Below are 15566 nucleotides of genomic sequence, written 5' to 3' on the forward strand. Positions count from 1 at the left end.
ACCACCGGAACGGAGCACCATGCCCGAGACGCCGCCGCAGCCCGCCGAGACGCCCGCACGGCAGAACGTCACGTTCCCCAGCGCGGGAGCCACCGCCCACGGTTATCTGGCACTGCCGCCGGCCGGCCGCGGGCCGGGTGTCCTCGTCATCCAGGAGTGGTGGGGCCTGACCGACCACATCGCCGACGTGGCCGACCGGCTGGCCGCCGAGGGGTTCGTCGCCCTGGCCCCCGACCTGTACGGCGGGAGCGTCGCGCACGACGGCGAGGAGGCCCAGCGGATGATGAAGGCCCTGCCGGTGTCCCGCGGGGTGGAACTGCTCTCCGGCGCGGTGGACCACCTGCTGTCGCGGCCCGAGGTCACCTCGGACACGGCCGGCGCGGTGGGCTTCTGCATGGGCGGCGGCTTCGTGCTGTACCTGGCCGCGGTGGAGCCCCGGGTGAGTGCGGCGGTGCCGTTCTACGGCGTCGTCCAGGGCGAGCTGCCCGACTTCTCCGGGTTGCGGGCCCAGCTCCTCGGCCACTTCGGCGAGCGCGACCGGACCATCCCGCGGGAGCGGATCGACGAGCTGCGGGAGGCGATCCACCGGCAGTCGGGCGTCACCCCGGACTTCCGCCTCTACCCGGCCGGCCACGCCTTCTTCAACGACCGGCGGCCGAGCCACGACCCCGGCTCGGCCGCCGCCGCCTGGCGGAGCACCCTCGCCTTCCTGCACGAGCGGCTGGGCTGAGCGCCGGCCGGGAGCCTCGGCGTGGGGGGCTGTCAGTCCTCGGCGGTGTGCTGGAACGGGCGCACCTCGATGGGGAGCGTGGTGGCGCGGCTCGCCCTGCGGCCCCAGTCCAGGGCCGCGTCCAGGTCGGGCGCCTTGATCAGGCACAGGCCGCCCAGATACTCCTTGCCGTCGGCGTACGGGCCCTCGGTGACCCGCACGGCGGCGCCCTCGGGGCGCAGCACGACCGCGGTCTCCGGGCCGTCCAGTCCCCCGGCGAACACCCAGGCGCCCGCCTCGCGCAGCTGCTGGTGGAAGGCCTCGACCTCGCCCATGATCCGGGCCAGCGCCTCGGCCGAGGGCGGTTCGCCCTCGCTCGGCTGGATCACACTGAGCAGGTAGTACTTCATGACGTCCTCCTTGGCGTCGTGCCGTCGACCCACCTCCTACACGAACGGCACGGCCCCGGATCGGCACCTCGCCCGGCCACATCGGGAGAATCCTGTCCATGACCACTGCGGCCCACCCCCTCGTCGCCCGTGCCCGCCGGCTCGCGGACGACCTGCTCGCCCCGAACGCCGAGCGCGTCGACCAGGAGGGCGTGCCCGCGACCCACATCGAGGCGGTCAGACGGTCGGGCCTGCTCGGGCTGGGCGCGCCGGAGGAGTACGGAGGCGCGGCGGCGCCCGCCGCGGTGGCCCGGGAGACGGCGGAGATCCTGGCCGGGGCGTGCTGCTCGACCTGGTTCGTGCAGACCCAGCACCACACCCCGGTGAAGCTCCTCGCGGCGTCCGACCGCCCGGTGCGGGAACGGCTGCTGCGTCCCCTGGCCTCCGGCGAGCTGCTGGCGGGGATCGCCTTCGCGCATGTGCGCGCCTTTCCCCGGGTGCCCGTGCGGGCCGTGCCCGAGCGCGGCGGCTGGCGCTTCGACGGCACCGTGCCCTGGTACACGGGCTGGGGGCTGAACGACGTGATGCTGCTGGCCGGCGTGACCGACGAGTCCGAGGTGGTGTTCGCGTTCGCCGAGGCGCGCGAGCAGCCGGGGGTGCGTCCGTCGCCCCCGATGCGGCTCGCGGCCCTCACCGCCGCCCGCACGGTGTCGCTGCGCCTGGACGGCCTGTGGCTGCCGGAGGAAGCGGTCGTGCAGCGTACCCCGCACGAGCGGTTCGAGGTGCTCGACCGGCCCCGCAACACCAACGCCTCGCCGGCCGTCTTCGGCGTGGCGTACGCGGCGCTCGCCCTGCTGGACGAGGTCCCGGAGGCCGCGGACACGGCGCGTGCGCTGCGTGGCCGTCTCGACGACGTTCGGGAGCGGGCGTACGCCCTGTGGGACCACCCGGTGGCGCACGCGCGCGTCGAGGAGCGGCTCGCCCTCAAGACCCGGTCCTACGACCTGATGCGCACCGCGACGACCGCCGCGATCGTGGCAGGCGGCGGCCGCTCCCTGGACCTCGGCAACCGGGCCCAACGGCTCGCGCGCGAGGGCATGTTCCTGCTGGTGCAGGGGCAGACGGCGGAGGTGCGCCGGGCCCACCTGGACCATCTGGCCGAATGAGACCCCGGGCCGCGGCCGCGGACCATCCGGCCGGCTTCAGACCCGTGGCCGCGGCCGGGCGGGCGAGGGGCGGCCGGTCGCTCAGCCCTGGTCGTGGACGGGCACGACGACCAGGAAGGCGTCCTGTTCGAGGTCCATCACGACAGTCGCGGGCTGACCCTCGGCCCGGCGGCGCGCCGCGTACTCCTCGGCCGGCCAGGAGCCGCGCGGAGATCCGGCGGGGAACCTCTCCAACACCTTCGCGCCCATACCGGCTGACACCTCCAGAATCGACCATTGACGGGAAAGAACACGGTCCAACGTGTACAGTCCGCCTGCCCCCGGTCCGCGCGAACATGTGCGCGTCCGGGGAAGCCGCGCCTCGTCCGGCCCGGGCGGGGCCGCCGGGAAGCCGCCGGGGCACCGCTCAGGCGCCGCTCAGGCGCCACCGACGGCGAGCCGGCTGCGCAGCCGTGCGAGGGTCCGGGACAGCAGCCGCGACACGTGCATCTGGGACAGACCCAGCTCCGCGCCGATCTGGCTCTGGGTCATGTCGTACGTGAACCGCAGCGCCAGGATCCGGCGCTCCCGCGCGGTCAGGGCGGCCATCAGCGGCTTCAGCGCGATCAAGTCCTCGGCCATGGCCAGGGAGGGATCCTCGCCGCCGAGCAGGTCGGCGAGGCAGCCGCCCTCGTCGGCCTCGTCCCGCGGGGCGTCGAGGGACAGCGCGCCGTACCCGTCGGCCGCGCGCAGCCCCTCCGCCACGGCCTCCTCCGGCCACCCGGTGCTGCGGGCGAGCTCGCCGACGGTCGGCGGGCGGCCGTGCTCCTGCTCCAGGTCGGCGGCCGCGTCCCGGAGCGCGAAGCGGCGCTCCTGGAGCCGGCGCGGCACGTGCACGGCCCAGGTGGCGTCGCGGAAGAAGCGCTTGATCTCCCCGGCCACGGTGGGCACGGCGAAGGCCTCGAACTCGGTGCCCCGCGCCGGTTCGAAACGGTTCACCGCCTTGATCAGGCCGATGGTGCCCACCTGCACGACGTCGTCGTACAGCTCCTGCCGGGTCCGGAAGCGGCGGGCCGCGTGCCGGACGAGGCCCATGTTGAGTTCGACGACCTCGTTGCGGACCCGGGAGTGTTCGGCGGTGCCCTCCTCCAGCGAGGCGAGCCGCACCAGGAGCAGCCGGGTCTCGGCTCGGGGGTCGGCCGGCGTCGTCGCGGTGGACTGTGTGACCACGGCTGTCTCCTCGGCAAGCGTGCTACCGGTAGGTCGATCCGCTGTTCATTCAGTACGGTCGGCCGCCGCGGATGCGGACACCCTCGGTTCGTTCTCCGCCCGGCCCGCCGAGGTGTCCTCCCGCTGGCGGCCGAGCCGCCCCGGCCACCAGGCCACGGCGCCCAGGTCCCGCACCAGGGCGGGCACCAGCAGCGACCGCACGACCAGGGTGTCGAGCAGCACGCCGAACGCGACGATGAAGGCGATCTGCGCCAGGAAGGCGAGCGGGATCACCCCCAGGGCGGCGAAGGTGGCGGCCAGCACCACTCCGGCGGCAGTGATCACCCCGCCGGTGGTGACCAGCCCGCGCAGCACCCCCTGGCGCACGCCGTGCCGCAGCGACTCCTCCCGCACCCGGGACATGAGGAAGATGTTGTAGTCGACGCCGAGTGCGACCAGGAACACGAAGCCGTAGAGCGGCACGGACGGATCGGTGCCGGTGAAGCCGAAGGCGTAGCGGAAGACGAGGGCCGAGACGCCCAGGGTGGCGGCGAAGTTCAGGGCGACCGTGGCCACCAGCAGGGCGGGCATCAGCAGGGACCGCAGCAGCAGCGTCAGGATGGCGAAGATGATGGCGAGCACGACCGGCACGATGAGGGTGCGGTCCCGCTCCGCCGTGCGCAGCGTGTCGTACTGCTGGGCCGTGTAGCCGCCGACCCGCGCCTTCGCGTCCGGGACGGCGTGCACCGACGTTCGCAGCCGGGCGACGGTCTCCTTGGCGGCGTCGCTGTCCGCGGCCGCGCGCAGCGTGACGTCGATCTGCGCCCGGCCGTCGACGACGAGGGGGGTGGCACCGGGGCGTCCGGTCCGGGTCACGGCGGACGCGGAGGCCACGCCCTCGGTCGTGCGGGAGGCGGCGAGGACCTGCTCCAGGCGGCCCGCGTCGGCGACGACCACGGCCGGGTTGCCCGAGCCGCCGGGGAAGTGCTCGCCGAGGGTCCGCTGCGCGGCGACGGACGGCGCGTCGTTGACGAAGATCTCCTCGAGCGGCACGCCCTTGGAGGTGAGGGTGGGGGCGAAGGCGGCGCAGGCCAGCAGTCCGGCGAGGGCCACCGCCCACACCTTGCGCGGGGACCGGTCGACGAGCCGGGCGACGCGCTGCCAGATGCCGTCCGCGGCGGGGCCGCCGCCGGCGCCGGACCGGCCCTCGGCGCCGGACCGGCCCTCGGTGTCGGAGCGGCCGTCGGCGGGACGGGGCTTGGCGGGCCAGTAGGCCGCCCGGCCGAGCAGGACGAGCACGGCGGGCAGGAAGGTGAGCGCGCTGAGGACCGCGCAGCCGATGCCGACGGCCCCGACCGGTCCGAGGGCGCGGTTGTTCGTCAGATCGCTCAGCAGCAGCGCGAGCAGGCCCAGGGCGACGGTGGCCGCGCTGGCGACGATCGGGCCCCAGGACTGCCCGAGCGCGGCCCGGACGGCGGCGAACCGGTCGGCGCGGTGGGCGAGTTCCTCCCGGTAGCGGGCCGTGAGCAGCAGCGCGTAGTCGGTGGCCGCGCCGATCACCAGGATGGACAGGATGCCCTGCACCTGGCCGTCGACGCGGACCACGTCGTGGTCGGCGAGCACGTAGACGATCGCGCAGGCCAGTCCCAGCGCGAACACGGCCCCGACGATGACCACCAGCGGCAGGAGCACGCTGCGGTACACCAGCAGCAGGATCATCAGGACGGCTGCCAGCGCGACGCCGAGCAGCAGGCCGTCGATGCCGGCGAAGGCGTCGGCGAGGTCCGCCTGGGTCGCGGCGGGCCCGGCGAGCCGGACCGTGGTGCCCGGAACGCGCTCGGCGGCGGCACGGACCCGGTCGAGGGTGTCCGGCAGCCGGTCCCCGAGGCCGGGACTGAGCGGTACGACGCCCTCCAGGGCCCTGCCGTCCTCCGAGGGGAGGGCGGGCGAGACCCGTCCGGCGACGCCCGGTGCGCCGGAGAGGGAGGCGAGTGCCCGGGTGGCTGCGGCCTGGCGGTCGCGCAGCGGGGCGTCCCCGTCGGCGGTCCACAGGACGACGGCCGGGAGGGTCTCGCTCTGCCGGAAGGCCCGCTGCTCGTCGCTGACCTCGGTGGACTCGGCGCTGCGCGGCAGGAAGGCGGCCCGGTCGTTGGTAGCGACCTCGCCGAGCCGGCCCGCGAAGGGCCCGAAGGCTCCCCCGATGCCCAACCAGAGCGCTAGCAGGACGAAGGGCACGAGCAGGCGGGCCCGGCGGGCGGTGGTGGACATCGTTCTCCAGACTCCGGTGGCGGGTTCCGTACACGTATGTACCAGGTAGCTCAACAGAAAAGAATCTCAATAATTGAGATATATCGAGGTTCTGATCGTAGAGGACGCAGGGACACCTGTTCTTCCCGCCCCGCCCGGCCGCCGGATGCACCCGGCGGCGGTTCAGCGCTCCGGTGACGGCAGGAGCGCGAGCTCGTCGTTGATCGCGGTGAGGAATCGGACCACGGTGGACAGCTCCTCCTCGGTGAAACGGGACCGGGCCGCCTCGGTCGCCTCGGCGAGCGGCCGGAAGTAGTCCCGGGCCGTCGCGCGGGCGTCGGCCGCGTAGTGCAGGTGGACCACCCTGCGGTCGGGGCTCTCCCGGACCCGGCGGATGTGCCCGGCGCGTTCGAGCCGGTCCACGCACGCCGTCACGGCACCCGAGGTCAGCCCCAGGTGGCCGCGCAGGCGGCCCGGCGTCATCGGCTCGTCGGCGTCCAGGATCGCCGCGAGCGCCTGCACATCGGTGGGGTGCAGCCCGTGTTCGCCCGCGAAACCCTGCACGAGGCGGTTGATCTCGCCGTTCATCCGCCGCAGCCGGACCGCGAAGGAGAGCAGGCCGGTGTCCTCCGGCGCCCCCGCCCCGGTCTCCGGTCCGCCCGCGCTCCGCTCGGTTTCGTCTGCCCTGGCCACGCGATCAGCCTATAGAAACGCCGGTCCGGGCATCCGTGCGGACCGTTTCGGTGGAAGTGTTCTGGAAAGGCGCCGACACGCGGAGGACCGGAACCGATGAACGGTGAGGACACGGGAGAGGGGCCGCGCGACGGTGCGGGCACCGGAGAACGGCTGCGCTGCCTGGTGACGGGCGCCACCGGGTACATCGGCGGCCGGCTCGTCCCCGAGCTGCTGGAGGCCGGTCACCGGGTGCGCTGCCTGGCCCGCTCCCCCGGCAAGCTCCGCGACCATCCCTGGGCGGCGGACGCGGAGGTGCTCCGCGGCGACGTCACGGACGCCGACTCGGTCGCCGAGGCGATGCGGGACGTCGACGTCGCCTACTACCTGGTGCACGCCCTGGGCTCGGGCCGGGACTTCGAGGACACCGACCGCCGGGCCGCGCGTGTCTTCGGCGAGCAGGCCAAGGCCGCGGGCGTCCGGCGGATCGTCTACCTCGGCGGCCTCACCCCCACCGGCGTGCCGGAGGAGGAACTCTCCCCGCATCTGCGCTCGCGCGCGGAGGTCGGCCGCATCCTGCTCGACTCGGGGGTGCCCACCACGGTGCTGCGGGCCGCCGTCATCATCGGCTCCGGCTCCGCCTCCTTCGAGATGCTGCGCTACCTCACCGAACGCCTGCCCGTGATGATCACCCCGAGCTGGGTGCGGACCCGGATCCAACCCATCGCCGTACGGGACGTCCTGCGGATCCTGGTGGGCAGCGCGCGGATGCCGGCCGACGTCAACCGGGCCTTCGACATCGGGGGCCCGGACGTCCTGACCTACCGGGACATGATGCTCCGTTACGCGGCCGTCGCGGGCCTGCCGCGCCGGGTCATCGTGCCCGTCCCGGTCCTCACGCCCCGCCTGTCCAGTCACTGGATCGGCCTGGTCACACCCGTGCCCGCGTCCATCGCGCGGCCGCTGACCGAGTCGCTGCGCCACGAGGTCGTCTGCCACGAGCACGACATCACCCGCTACGTGCCCGATCCGCCGGGACACCCGATCGGCTTCGACGACGCGGTGCGGCTCGCCCTGCAGCGCGTCCGGGACGCCCAGGTGACCACCCGGTGGTCGTCCGCCTCGGTGCCGGGCGCGCCCAGCGACCCCCTGCCCACCGACCCCGACTGGGCGGGCGGCAGCCTCTACACGGACCGGCGCGAACTGACCGTGGACGCCCCGCCCGAGGCCCTGTGGCGGGTCGTCGAGGGCATCGGCGGGGACAACGGGTGGTACTCCTTCCCCCTCGCCTGGGCGCTGCGCGGCTGGCTGGACCGGCTGGTCGGCGGGGTCGGACTGCGCCGGGGGCGCCGGGACGCCCAGCATCTGCGGGTCGGCGACTCGCTGGACTTCTGGCGGGTCGAGGAGATCGAGCCGGGCCGGCTGCTGCGGCTGCGGGCCGAGATGCGGCTGCCCGGCCTGGCCTGGCTGGAGATGCGCGCCACCACGGACGCCGACGGGCGCACCCGCTACTGCCAGCGCGCCCTGTTCCACCCGCACGGGCTGCTGGGCCACGCCTACTGGTGGAGCATCTCCCCCTTCCACGCCGTCGTGTTCGGCGGCATGGCCCGCAACATCGCGCAGGCGGCGGCCAGGACCGCGCCACTCATCCGTAGGGGGGACGACGCGGTCGCCCGCTGACCCGCGCATCCGCGGCGGGTCCCGGGCCCGAAGCAGATCACCGACCCTTCGGTGCGGCTCGACGCACCGTCCGTACCGCCCCGGAGCCCGCACCATGAACGTCTCGGTCGTCCTGTTCACCGCCGACCTGCGCGTGCACGACCATCCACCCCTGCGCGCCGCCCTCGACGGCTCCCGGCAGGTAGTCCCCCTGTTCGTGCGGGACCGCGCCGTCGACGCGGCCGGTTTCGCCGTACCGAACCGGCTGGCGTTCCTCGCCGACTGCCTGCGCGACCTCTCCGCGGACCTGGAGCGCCGCGGCGGCCGGCTGGTGCTGCGCTCCGGCGACCTCGTCGAGGAGGTGTGCAAGGTGGCCGCGGAGGCGGACGCCGACGAGGTGCACATGGCCGCGGACGTCAGCGGCCACGCCCACCGCCGGGAGGAGCGGCTGCGGCGCGCGCTGGAGGCGGACGGCCGCCGGCTGCACGTGCACGACACGGTGACCACCGCCGTCACGCCCGGCGCGCTCACCCCGTCCTCCTCGGACCACTTCGCCGTCTTCACGCCGTACTTCCGGCAGTGGTCGCAGCAGAGCCTGCGCGCCGCCCTCGGCGCGCCGCGCACCGTCCCCGTGCCGGACGGCGTCGGCTCCGAGGAACTGCCCTCCCGCACGGACCTCACGGGGCTGTCCGAGGGGCTGGCGCCGGGCGGCGAGACGGAGGGCAGGAAGCGGTTCGCCGCCTGGCTGCGGTCGGGCATCGCCGCCTACGAGGACCGGCACGACGACCTGGCCGGCGACGCGACCTCCCGGCTCTCGCCCCATCTGCACTTCGGCACGCTCTCCCCCGTCGAACTCGTCCACCGGGCACGGCGGGCGGGCGGCCCGGGCGCGGAGGCGTTCGTACGGCAACTCGCCTGGCGCGACTTCCACCGGCAGGTCCTGGCGGCGCGGCCGGCCGCGGCATCCGCCGACTACCGCACCAAGCACGACCGCTGGCGGTCCGAACGGGCCGCGCGGGAGGACGTCGAGGCGTGGAAGGAGGGCCGCACCGGCTATCCGATCGTCGACGCGGCCATGCGCCAACTGCGGCACGAGGGCTGGATGCACAACCGGGGCCGCCTGCTGACCGCGAGCTTCCTCGCCAAGACCCTGTACGTCGACTGGCGGGTCGGCGCCCGGCACTTCCTGCGCCTCCTGGTCGACGGCGATGTCGCCAACAACCAGCTCAACTGGCAGTGGATGGCGGGCACCGGCACCGACACCCGGCCCAACCGGGTGCTCAACCCCGTCACCCAGGCCAAGCGGTACGACCCCGACGGGACGTACGTACGGCGCTGGGTGCCCGAACTCGCCGGGCTGGACGGGCCCTTGGTGCACGAGCCGTGGAAGCTGCGCGGCCCGGACCGGGGCACGCTCGACTACCCGGAGCCCGTCGTGGACCTGTCCGAGGGTCTGGCCCGCTTCAAGCGCGCCCGCGCCCGCGACTGAGGACTGAGGAGGCCCGCACGTGACCGTCCCCCACTGGCTGTTCGGCGACCAGCTCGGCCCGCACTTCCTCGCCCCGGGCGGAGACGGCCCCGACCGCGACGCGCCGGTGGTGATGATCGAGGCCCGTTCGGCCTTCCGCCGCCGGCGGTTCCACCGGGCCAAGGCGCACCTGGTGCTGTCCGCGATGCGCCACCGCGCCGCCGAACTCGGCGACCGGGTCCGCTACGTGCGGGCCGAGACGTACCGCGAGGGCCTCCGCGAGGCCGTCGGCGACGGCCCGCTGACGGTGCGTCACCCCACGTCGCACGCCGCCCTGCGGTTCGTGCGGTCGCTGGACGGCGTCACGGTGCTGCCCGCCCGGGGCTTCCTCGTCCCGCACGACGACTTCCGCGGCTGGGCCGACGGCCAGAGCGGCCGGCGGCTGCTCCAGGAGGACTTCTACCGCTGGGTGCGGCGCGGGCACGACCTGCTGATGGACGGCGGCACCCCGGCCGGCGGTCGCTGGAACCACGACCACGACAACCGCGAGCCGCCGCCGAAGGGTGCCCGCACGCTCGGCGCTCCGGCGCCCTACCGTCCCCGGGAGGACGGCATCGACGAGGAGGTGCGGCACGACCTGGACCGGTGGGAGCGCGAGGACGGCATCCGGTTCGTCGGCCGCGACGGCCCGCGCCGCTTCCCCGCCTCCCGCCGCGAGGCGCTGAGCGCGCTGCGCCGGTTCGTCGAGCACCGGCTGGCCGGGTTCGGGCCGCACGAGGACGCGATGCTGGCCGCCGACCCGGTGATGAGCCACAGCCTGCTGTCCTCCTCGCTGAACCTGGGCCTGCTCGACCCCGCCGAGTGCGTGGAACGGGCCGAGGACGCCTGGCGGGCGGGGCGTGCCCCGGTGCACAGCGTGGAGGGGTTCGTACGGCAGATCGCCGGATGGCGCGAGTACATGTGGCAGCTGTACTGGTACTTCGGCGAGGACTACCGCCGGCGCAACGCCCTCGGGCACCGGGCGCCGCTGCCGGAGTGGTTCCTGGAGCTGGACGCCGACGCGGTGACCGCGCGGTGCCTGGCCACCGTCCTGGCGCAGGTGCGCGACACCGGCTGGACGCACCACATCCCCCGGCTGATGCTGCTGGGCAGCCACGCCCTGCAGCGGGGCTGGGATCCGCGGGCGGTGACCGACTGGTTCCACCGCTGCTTCGTCGACGGCTACGACTGGGTGATGGTCCCGAACGTCGTCGGCATGTCCCAGTACGCCGACGGCGGGCGGATGACCACCAAGCCGTACACCTCGGGCGGCGCGTACGTGCACCGGATGAGTGACCTGTGCGGCGGGTGCGCGTACCGGCCGACCGAACGCCTCGGCGAGCGCGCCTGCCCGTTCACCGCCGGGTACTGGGCCTTTCTGCACCGGCACCGGGAGCGGCTGGCGGGCAATCCCCGGATGACGCGGGCGGTGAGGGGCCTGGACCGGCTGGCCGACCTCGGCGAACTGCTGCGAGCGGAGAAGGAGCGCGGGGACGGACCTCCGTGATCCGGTCCCGAACTCGGACCCTGACCTCGGACTTCGGCCTCGGACTCCTGCCTCGGACTCCGGCCCCGGGCCCTGACTTCGGACTCCGGCCTCGGCCCCGACCCGCCGTTCGGCACCCGGCGCGGTGTGAGCCGCCGCCGCGTACCGTCGCCGCTGCGGAACGGCTCAGCGGCCGAGGTCGCGCAGCACCTCGCGCGCGGCCCGGGCCCCGGAGGCCAGCGCTCCCTGCACCGATCCGGTGGCCCGGTGGTCGCCGCAGACGTAGCGCCCCGGGCCCGTACGGGAGGTGCGGAGCAGCGGCTGCGGCGGCGGCATGGCGGGCAGCGCGTCGGTGATCGTGCGGACCGTCAGCAGCTCCCACTCCCCGGCGCCGGTGCCGTACAGGTCGGACAGGGCCGCGCGGACCGTCCGTTCGCGGCCCTCGGCGTCCGGGCCGAGCACGGAGGTCGCGACGAGCGCGGAGCCGGCCGGAGCGTACTCGGGCACGACGTCGCTGAGCACACAGGTGTTGAGCACGCGGCGCCGCTCGTCGACGAGCAGGGTCGGCTCGCCCAGCGGCGACCGCGGCGCCACGTGGTAGTACGTCGTCACGACCCGGTAGGGCGGCAGGTCGAGCCCGGGCAGCAGCGCGTCGGCGGGGCCGGGGCCGGTGGCCACCACCACGGCGCGGGCGGGGACCCGCGCTCCGGCGGCCGTCTCGGCACCGTCGTCGGTCAGGCGTTCGACCGCCGTCTCCAGCTGCACCAGATCGGCGGGCAGCGCCCCGGCGAGCGCTCGCGGCACCGCCCCGATCCCCTCGGCGGGCAGGCACAGGGTGCCGCGCAGCATGCTGCGCCAGACGAGGTGGAAGAACCGGCTGGAGGTCTCCAGCTCGTCCTCCAGGAACACGCCCGACAGGAACGGGCGGAAGAACCGTTCGACGAACGCGTCGGAGAAGCCGGCCGCCGCCAGCGCGGTCCTGGTGGTGCGGTCCTCGGAGCGCTTCACCCACTCCACCGGGCCCAGCAGGTCGCGGCCGGACAGCACGCCGAGGGCCAGCAGGTCGCGCGGGCCGGCGAGACGGCCGGGCAGGAGGCCGGGAAGCGTCCCGGGACGGCGGGTCGGGTCGGTGAAGCGCAGCCTGCCCCGGTCGGTGTGGATCAGCACGCCCGGGGTGAACGGCCGCAGCCGCAGGTCGCGCAGCGTCAGGCGCCTTCGGACCTGCGGGTAGGAGGTGTTGAACACCTGGAAGCCCCGGTCGACCACGAAGCCGTCGACGCGGTCCGAGCGCATCCGGCCGCCGACCCCGTCGGACGCCTCCAGGACCCGTACGTCGAGGCCCCCGGCGAGCAGGTCGCGGGCACAGGCGAGTCCGGCGACCCCCGCTCCGATCACCAGGACGTCCACGGGGGATGCGGTCGCGGGCACGGGGTCCACCCTTCGTGTCTGGGGCCGCCCGGCGGACGCGCGGGCCGGCGGGGGCGCGTGCTGCGGGGCGCCCTTCGGATGGGTTCCCGCCCCGCCGGTCAGCCGGATGCGCCGACGGAGTGGATACCGGAGTGGGGCGACACTTCCGGATGACGGGCGCGTCACCACGGGGGACGACGGGTGGGGCGACGCGCGTCCAGGTGTCGGGCGCGCCGGTACGGCGGGCGGGTGGCGCGCGGCCGACGGGCGCGCCGGTACGGGGGATGGCGGCTGCGGCGACGCGCCCGAGTGACAGGCGCGCCGACCCGAGGGAACGACGGCCGCGGCAACGCACCCAGGTGACAGGCGCGCCGACCCGTGGGATGGCAGGTGCGGCAACGTGGCTTGACTGCGGCGCCGGCACGGGAGGCGGACGGGTGGGACGGTGGTCCCGGGTGACGGTGTGCCGGCCTTTCCGGTGATCGGCGGGGCGGTGGGGCGGCGACCGGTTCGGCGGACCGTCTCAGCGCGGCTCGTCAGGGGCCGCGGCGGTGTGGGCGGCGGACAGGGCGTCGAGTGCCTCGCGCAGGCTGTTCGGCCGGGGCAGTCCCGGTGCGCGGCGCCCGGCCCAGCCGGGTCCGCCGAGGAGGACCAGGGGCTGCCGGCGCGCGCCCTTCACCCCCCACTGCGCCGCGGCGACGTACCGGGCCAGCGGCAGGCTCGCCGTGGAGCGGGCCTGGGCCCACAGGACCACGGCCGCCGGGCCCAGGCGCTGCACGGCCGCCGCCAGGGCTTCGGCGGGCACGGCCGCGCCGAACATGCGGGTCGGCAGCCCGCGTTCGCAGAGCGCGGCGTTGAGCGCCTCCAGGGGCAGCGTGTGCTGCTCGCCGGGCACGCAGGCCAGAATCACGGGGCCGGTGTCCGGGGCGTCGCCCGCGGGCGCGGCGGGCCGCCGGGTGCACCGGCGCAGCACGGTGGACACGTGCCAGGACAGCAGGTGCTCGACCTCGACGTAACGGTCGCCCGACGAGGCCCACTTGCGTCCCACGGCGTGCAGGGTGGGCACCATCACCTCCTGCCAGGCGACGGCCACCCCGTGCTCCTCGACCGCCGCGGTCAGCTGCTCCTCGACGGCGGGGGCGTCGAGCCGTACGGCGGCCCGGGCCAGCCCCCGGCACTCCTGGCGCACATCACCGAGGGGGAGCGTGCCGGCCGCCCGGGAGCGCGGTGCCACGACGGGTTGCCGCGGCGGCGCGACGACGCCGGCCGCGGCCGGGGCGTCCGGCGCCGCGGCCGCCGCCGTCTCCTGCGCGGCGCGCGCCGCCTCGGCGGGCGGCACCCCGGCCGAGGTCAGCCGGCACATCGTCTCCAGCATCTCCACGTCCTGGGGCGTCCAGCGCCGGTGCCTGCCGTCGGCGCGCACGGCGGGTCCGATGCCGTACCGGCGGTCCCAGGAGCGCAGCGTGGTCGGTGAGACCCCGAGCCTGCGCGCCAGCGCGCCGGTGGTCAGCCCCGCTTCGCCGGCCCGGGACGCCGGATCCACCCGCTCCTCCGGCTCCCGCCACTCGTCCGTCTCGTCCATGCAACGACTATACGACGCAGAATCGATGCAAGTTGAGTCACCGGGGTCGCCGCTCGCACGATGGCGGCACGGAGCGAGCCCCGGGAACGGTCCAGGGCCTCCGCGGTGACGGGCGCCCGCCACGACCGCGGTCGGCCGGCACGCGTTCCGCCCGACCTCAGGAGGCGTCGCCATGACCCCGCATCCGATCGCCGTCCGGTTCGACACCCCGACGTCTCCTTCCCCGGCTTCTGCGACCACCCCGGCCTCTACGACCGCCACGGTTTCCCCGGATTCCCCGGTTCCCCCGTCCTCGGCGGCCGACGCGGCCGACGCGCCGCTGTGGGCGCCCGTCGAGGAGTCGCTCGCCGACGAGGAACTGGCGCACGGTCTGGTGGCCGGCGACGAGGCCTGCCTCGCCGCCGCCTACCACCGCTGGTCGGCCCTGGTGCACACGCTGGCCCGGCGTTCGCTGGGGGACCCGAGGGAGGCCGAGGACGTCACCCAGCAGGTCTTCCTCGGCGTGTGGCGCGGCCGGAGCGGCTACCGGCCCGAGCGCGGGCCGCTGGCCGGGTGGATCGTCGGCATCACCCGGCGCAAGATCGCCGACGCGCTGGCCGCGCGGACCAGGCGCGGCGAACTGCTCGCGGCCGCCGGTTCGGCCCTCGGCCCGGCCGACCCCGCCGCGGGCAGGCCCGAGGCCGCCCTCGACCGGGTCCTCGTGCGGCATGAACTGGACCGGCTTCCGCCGGCCCAGCGGCGGGTGCTGTGCCTGGCCTTCTTCGAGGACCTGACCCAGACCCAGATCGCCGAGCGCACCGGCTGGCCGCTCGGCACGGTCAAGAGCCACGCCCGCCGTGGCCTGCACCAGTTGCGCCGCCGGCTCGAGCAGCGGACGCCGGAGGCGGACCCGGGCGCGAGCGTGCTCGCGAGCGCCTGAGCGAGACTCGTCGCGGCATTCGACGCACAAGCGGTGCGAGCTTCCAGAGCTCCGGACGGCCCCGCACCGCATCCGTCGCGGTCGCCGGACCGGAAATCAGGGGGACGGCGCGACTGCGGAGGTGGGCATGGGCGACCGGAACCATGGCGGTCATGTCCCGCCCGACGACCTGGCCGCCCTCGCCCTCGACGAGCGGCGGGACCGGCCCGGCCGGCGGGAGGCCGAACTGGTCACGGCCCTCGCGCATGTCGCGGAATGCCGCCGGTGCGGCGAGGCGCTCGACGAACTGAGGCGGGTCGTCGCCGCGGGCCGCACCGTCTCCCCGGCGGACGAGGTGGTGGTCCGGCCGCCCGCCCGGGTGTGGCACGCGATCGCCGCGGAGCTTCACGGTAGGCCCGGCGTCGCACGTCCCCGGCCCGTCTGTGAGCCCCCCGTGCCGGCCGGCGAAACCCCCGTGCCGGCCCGGCCCCGCGACGCGCCCCCTTACAGCGGCCCCCCTGCCCCTCCCGGCACTCCCATCACTCCCGACTCCCCCGGCACCCCCGGCTCCCCCGGCCGCGGTGCCCTCCGGCTCCGCCGGACGCCCGCGCTCCGGAGCGCCGCCCGGCTCCTGGCGCTCCTCGCGGCGGCCGTGA

Annotated in this window: 13 protein-coding genes; 6 read left to right on the forward strand and 7 right to left on the reverse strand. The window is 75.4% G+C overall.

Annotated features, from left to right (window positions below):
* Positions 1 to 19 precede the first annotated feature (19 nt).
* Positions 20 to 730 (forward strand): dienelactone hydrolase family protein, encoded by a 711-nt coding sequence (locus ACIQ9G_RS21015; protein WP_403611559.1) that lies wholly within the window; start codon positions 20 to 22, stop codon positions 728 to 730.
* 32 nt (positions 731 to 762) lie between these two features.
* Here ACIQ9G_RS21015 and ACIQ9G_RS21020 read toward each other — a convergent pair whose 3' ends face one another.
* Positions 763 to 1119 carry a YciI family protein gene (locus ACIQ9G_RS21020; protein WP_403611561.1) on the reverse strand — a complete coding sequence of 119 codons (357 nt, stop codon included), beginning with the start codon at positions 1117 to 1119 and terminating at the stop codon, positions 763 to 765.
* Positions 1120 to 1217: 98 nt separating this feature from the next.
* On the opposite strand from ACIQ9G_RS21020, the gene ACIQ9G_RS21025 reads away from it, so the two are divergent.
* The gene (locus ACIQ9G_RS21025; RefSeq protein WP_403611564.1) at positions 1218 to 2264 is read left to right on the forward strand and encodes an acyl-CoA dehydrogenase family protein; all 1047 of its coding nucleotides are present in this window, start codon (positions 1218 to 1220) and stop codon (positions 2262 to 2264) included.
* Between the two features lie 81 nt (positions 2265 to 2345).
* Here the strand turns inward: ACIQ9G_RS21025 and ACIQ9G_RS21030 are convergent, their stop codons facing one another.
* The 4 genes from ACIQ9G_RS21030 to ACIQ9G_RS21045 form a co-directional block, all read right to left on the reverse strand.
* A complete protein-coding gene (locus ACIQ9G_RS21030; protein ID WP_403611567.1) occupies positions 2346 to 2513 on the reverse strand; it encodes a hypothetical protein in 168 nt (55 codons plus the stop codon).
* Between the two features lie 168 nt (positions 2514 to 2681).
* Positions 2682 to 3473: a SigB/SigF/SigG family RNA polymerase sigma factor gene (locus ACIQ9G_RS21035; protein WP_403611569.1), complete on the reverse strand. Its 792-nt coding sequence runs from the start codon at positions 3471 to 3473 to the stop codon at positions 2682 to 2684.
* 45 nt (positions 3474 to 3518) lie between these two features.
* The gene (locus ACIQ9G_RS21040; RefSeq protein ID WP_403611572.1) at positions 3519 to 5720 is read right to left on the reverse strand and encodes an MMPL family transporter; all 2202 of its coding nucleotides are present in this window, start codon (positions 5718 to 5720) and stop codon (positions 3519 to 3521) included.
* Between the two features lie 162 nt (positions 5721 to 5882).
* The gene (locus tag ACIQ9G_RS21045) at positions 5883 to 6392 is read right to left on the reverse strand and encodes a MarR family winged helix-turn-helix transcriptional regulator (RefSeq protein WP_403611574.1); all 510 of its coding nucleotides are present in this window, start codon (positions 6390 to 6392) and stop codon (positions 5883 to 5885) included.
* 96 nt (positions 6393 to 6488) lie between these two features.
* Between ACIQ9G_RS21045 and ACIQ9G_RS21050 the strand changes: the two genes are divergently transcribed.
* From ACIQ9G_RS21050 to ACIQ9G_RS21060, 3 genes are all read left to right on the forward strand, one after another.
* Entirely contained in the window at positions 6489 to 8051 is a 1563-nt protein-coding gene (locus ACIQ9G_RS21050) for an SDR family oxidoreductase (protein ID WP_403611576.1), read from the forward strand.
* Positions 8052 to 8145: 94 nt separating this feature from the next.
* The gene (locus ACIQ9G_RS21055) at positions 8146 to 9519 is read left to right on the forward strand and encodes a cryptochrome/photolyase family protein (RefSeq protein WP_403611578.1); all 1374 of its coding nucleotides are present in this window, start codon (positions 8146 to 8148) and stop codon (positions 9517 to 9519) included.
* Positions 9520 to 9538: 19 nt separating this feature from the next.
* On the forward strand, positions 9539 to 11044 hold the full coding sequence (locus ACIQ9G_RS21060; RefSeq protein WP_403611581.1) for a cryptochrome/photolyase family protein: 1506 nt from the start codon (positions 9539 to 9541) through the stop codon (positions 11042 to 11044).
* A gap of 165 nt (positions 11045 to 11209) precedes the next feature.
* On the opposite strand, the gene ACIQ9G_RS21065 is transcribed toward ACIQ9G_RS21060, so the two are convergent.
* Both ACIQ9G_RS21065 and ACIQ9G_RS21070 read right to left on the reverse strand, forming a co-directional pair.
* Positions 11210 to 12451: an NAD(P)/FAD-dependent oxidoreductase gene (locus ACIQ9G_RS21065; protein ID WP_403611584.1), complete on the reverse strand. Its 1242-nt coding sequence runs from the start codon at positions 12449 to 12451 to the stop codon at positions 11210 to 11212.
* 502 nt (positions 12452 to 12953) lie between these two features.
* Complete coding sequence (locus ACIQ9G_RS21070) at positions 12954 to 14012, reverse strand: MerR family transcriptional regulator (RefSeq protein ID WP_403611588.1); 1059 nt, start codon at positions 14010 to 14012, stop codon at positions 12954 to 12956.
* A gap of 172 nt (positions 14013 to 14184) precedes the next feature.
* Between ACIQ9G_RS21070 and ACIQ9G_RS21075 the strand changes: the two genes are divergently transcribed.
* A complete protein-coding gene (locus ACIQ9G_RS21075) occupies positions 14185 to 14931 on the forward strand; it encodes a sigma-70 family RNA polymerase sigma factor (protein WP_403611590.1) in 747 nt (248 codons plus the stop codon).
* Positions 14932 to 15566 lie beyond the last annotated feature (635 nt).

The sequence above is a fragment of the Streptomyces sp. NPDC096152 genome, from assembly GCF_044763235.1.
GTDB lineage: Bacteria > Actinomycetota > Actinomycetes > Streptomycetales > Streptomycetaceae > Streptomyces.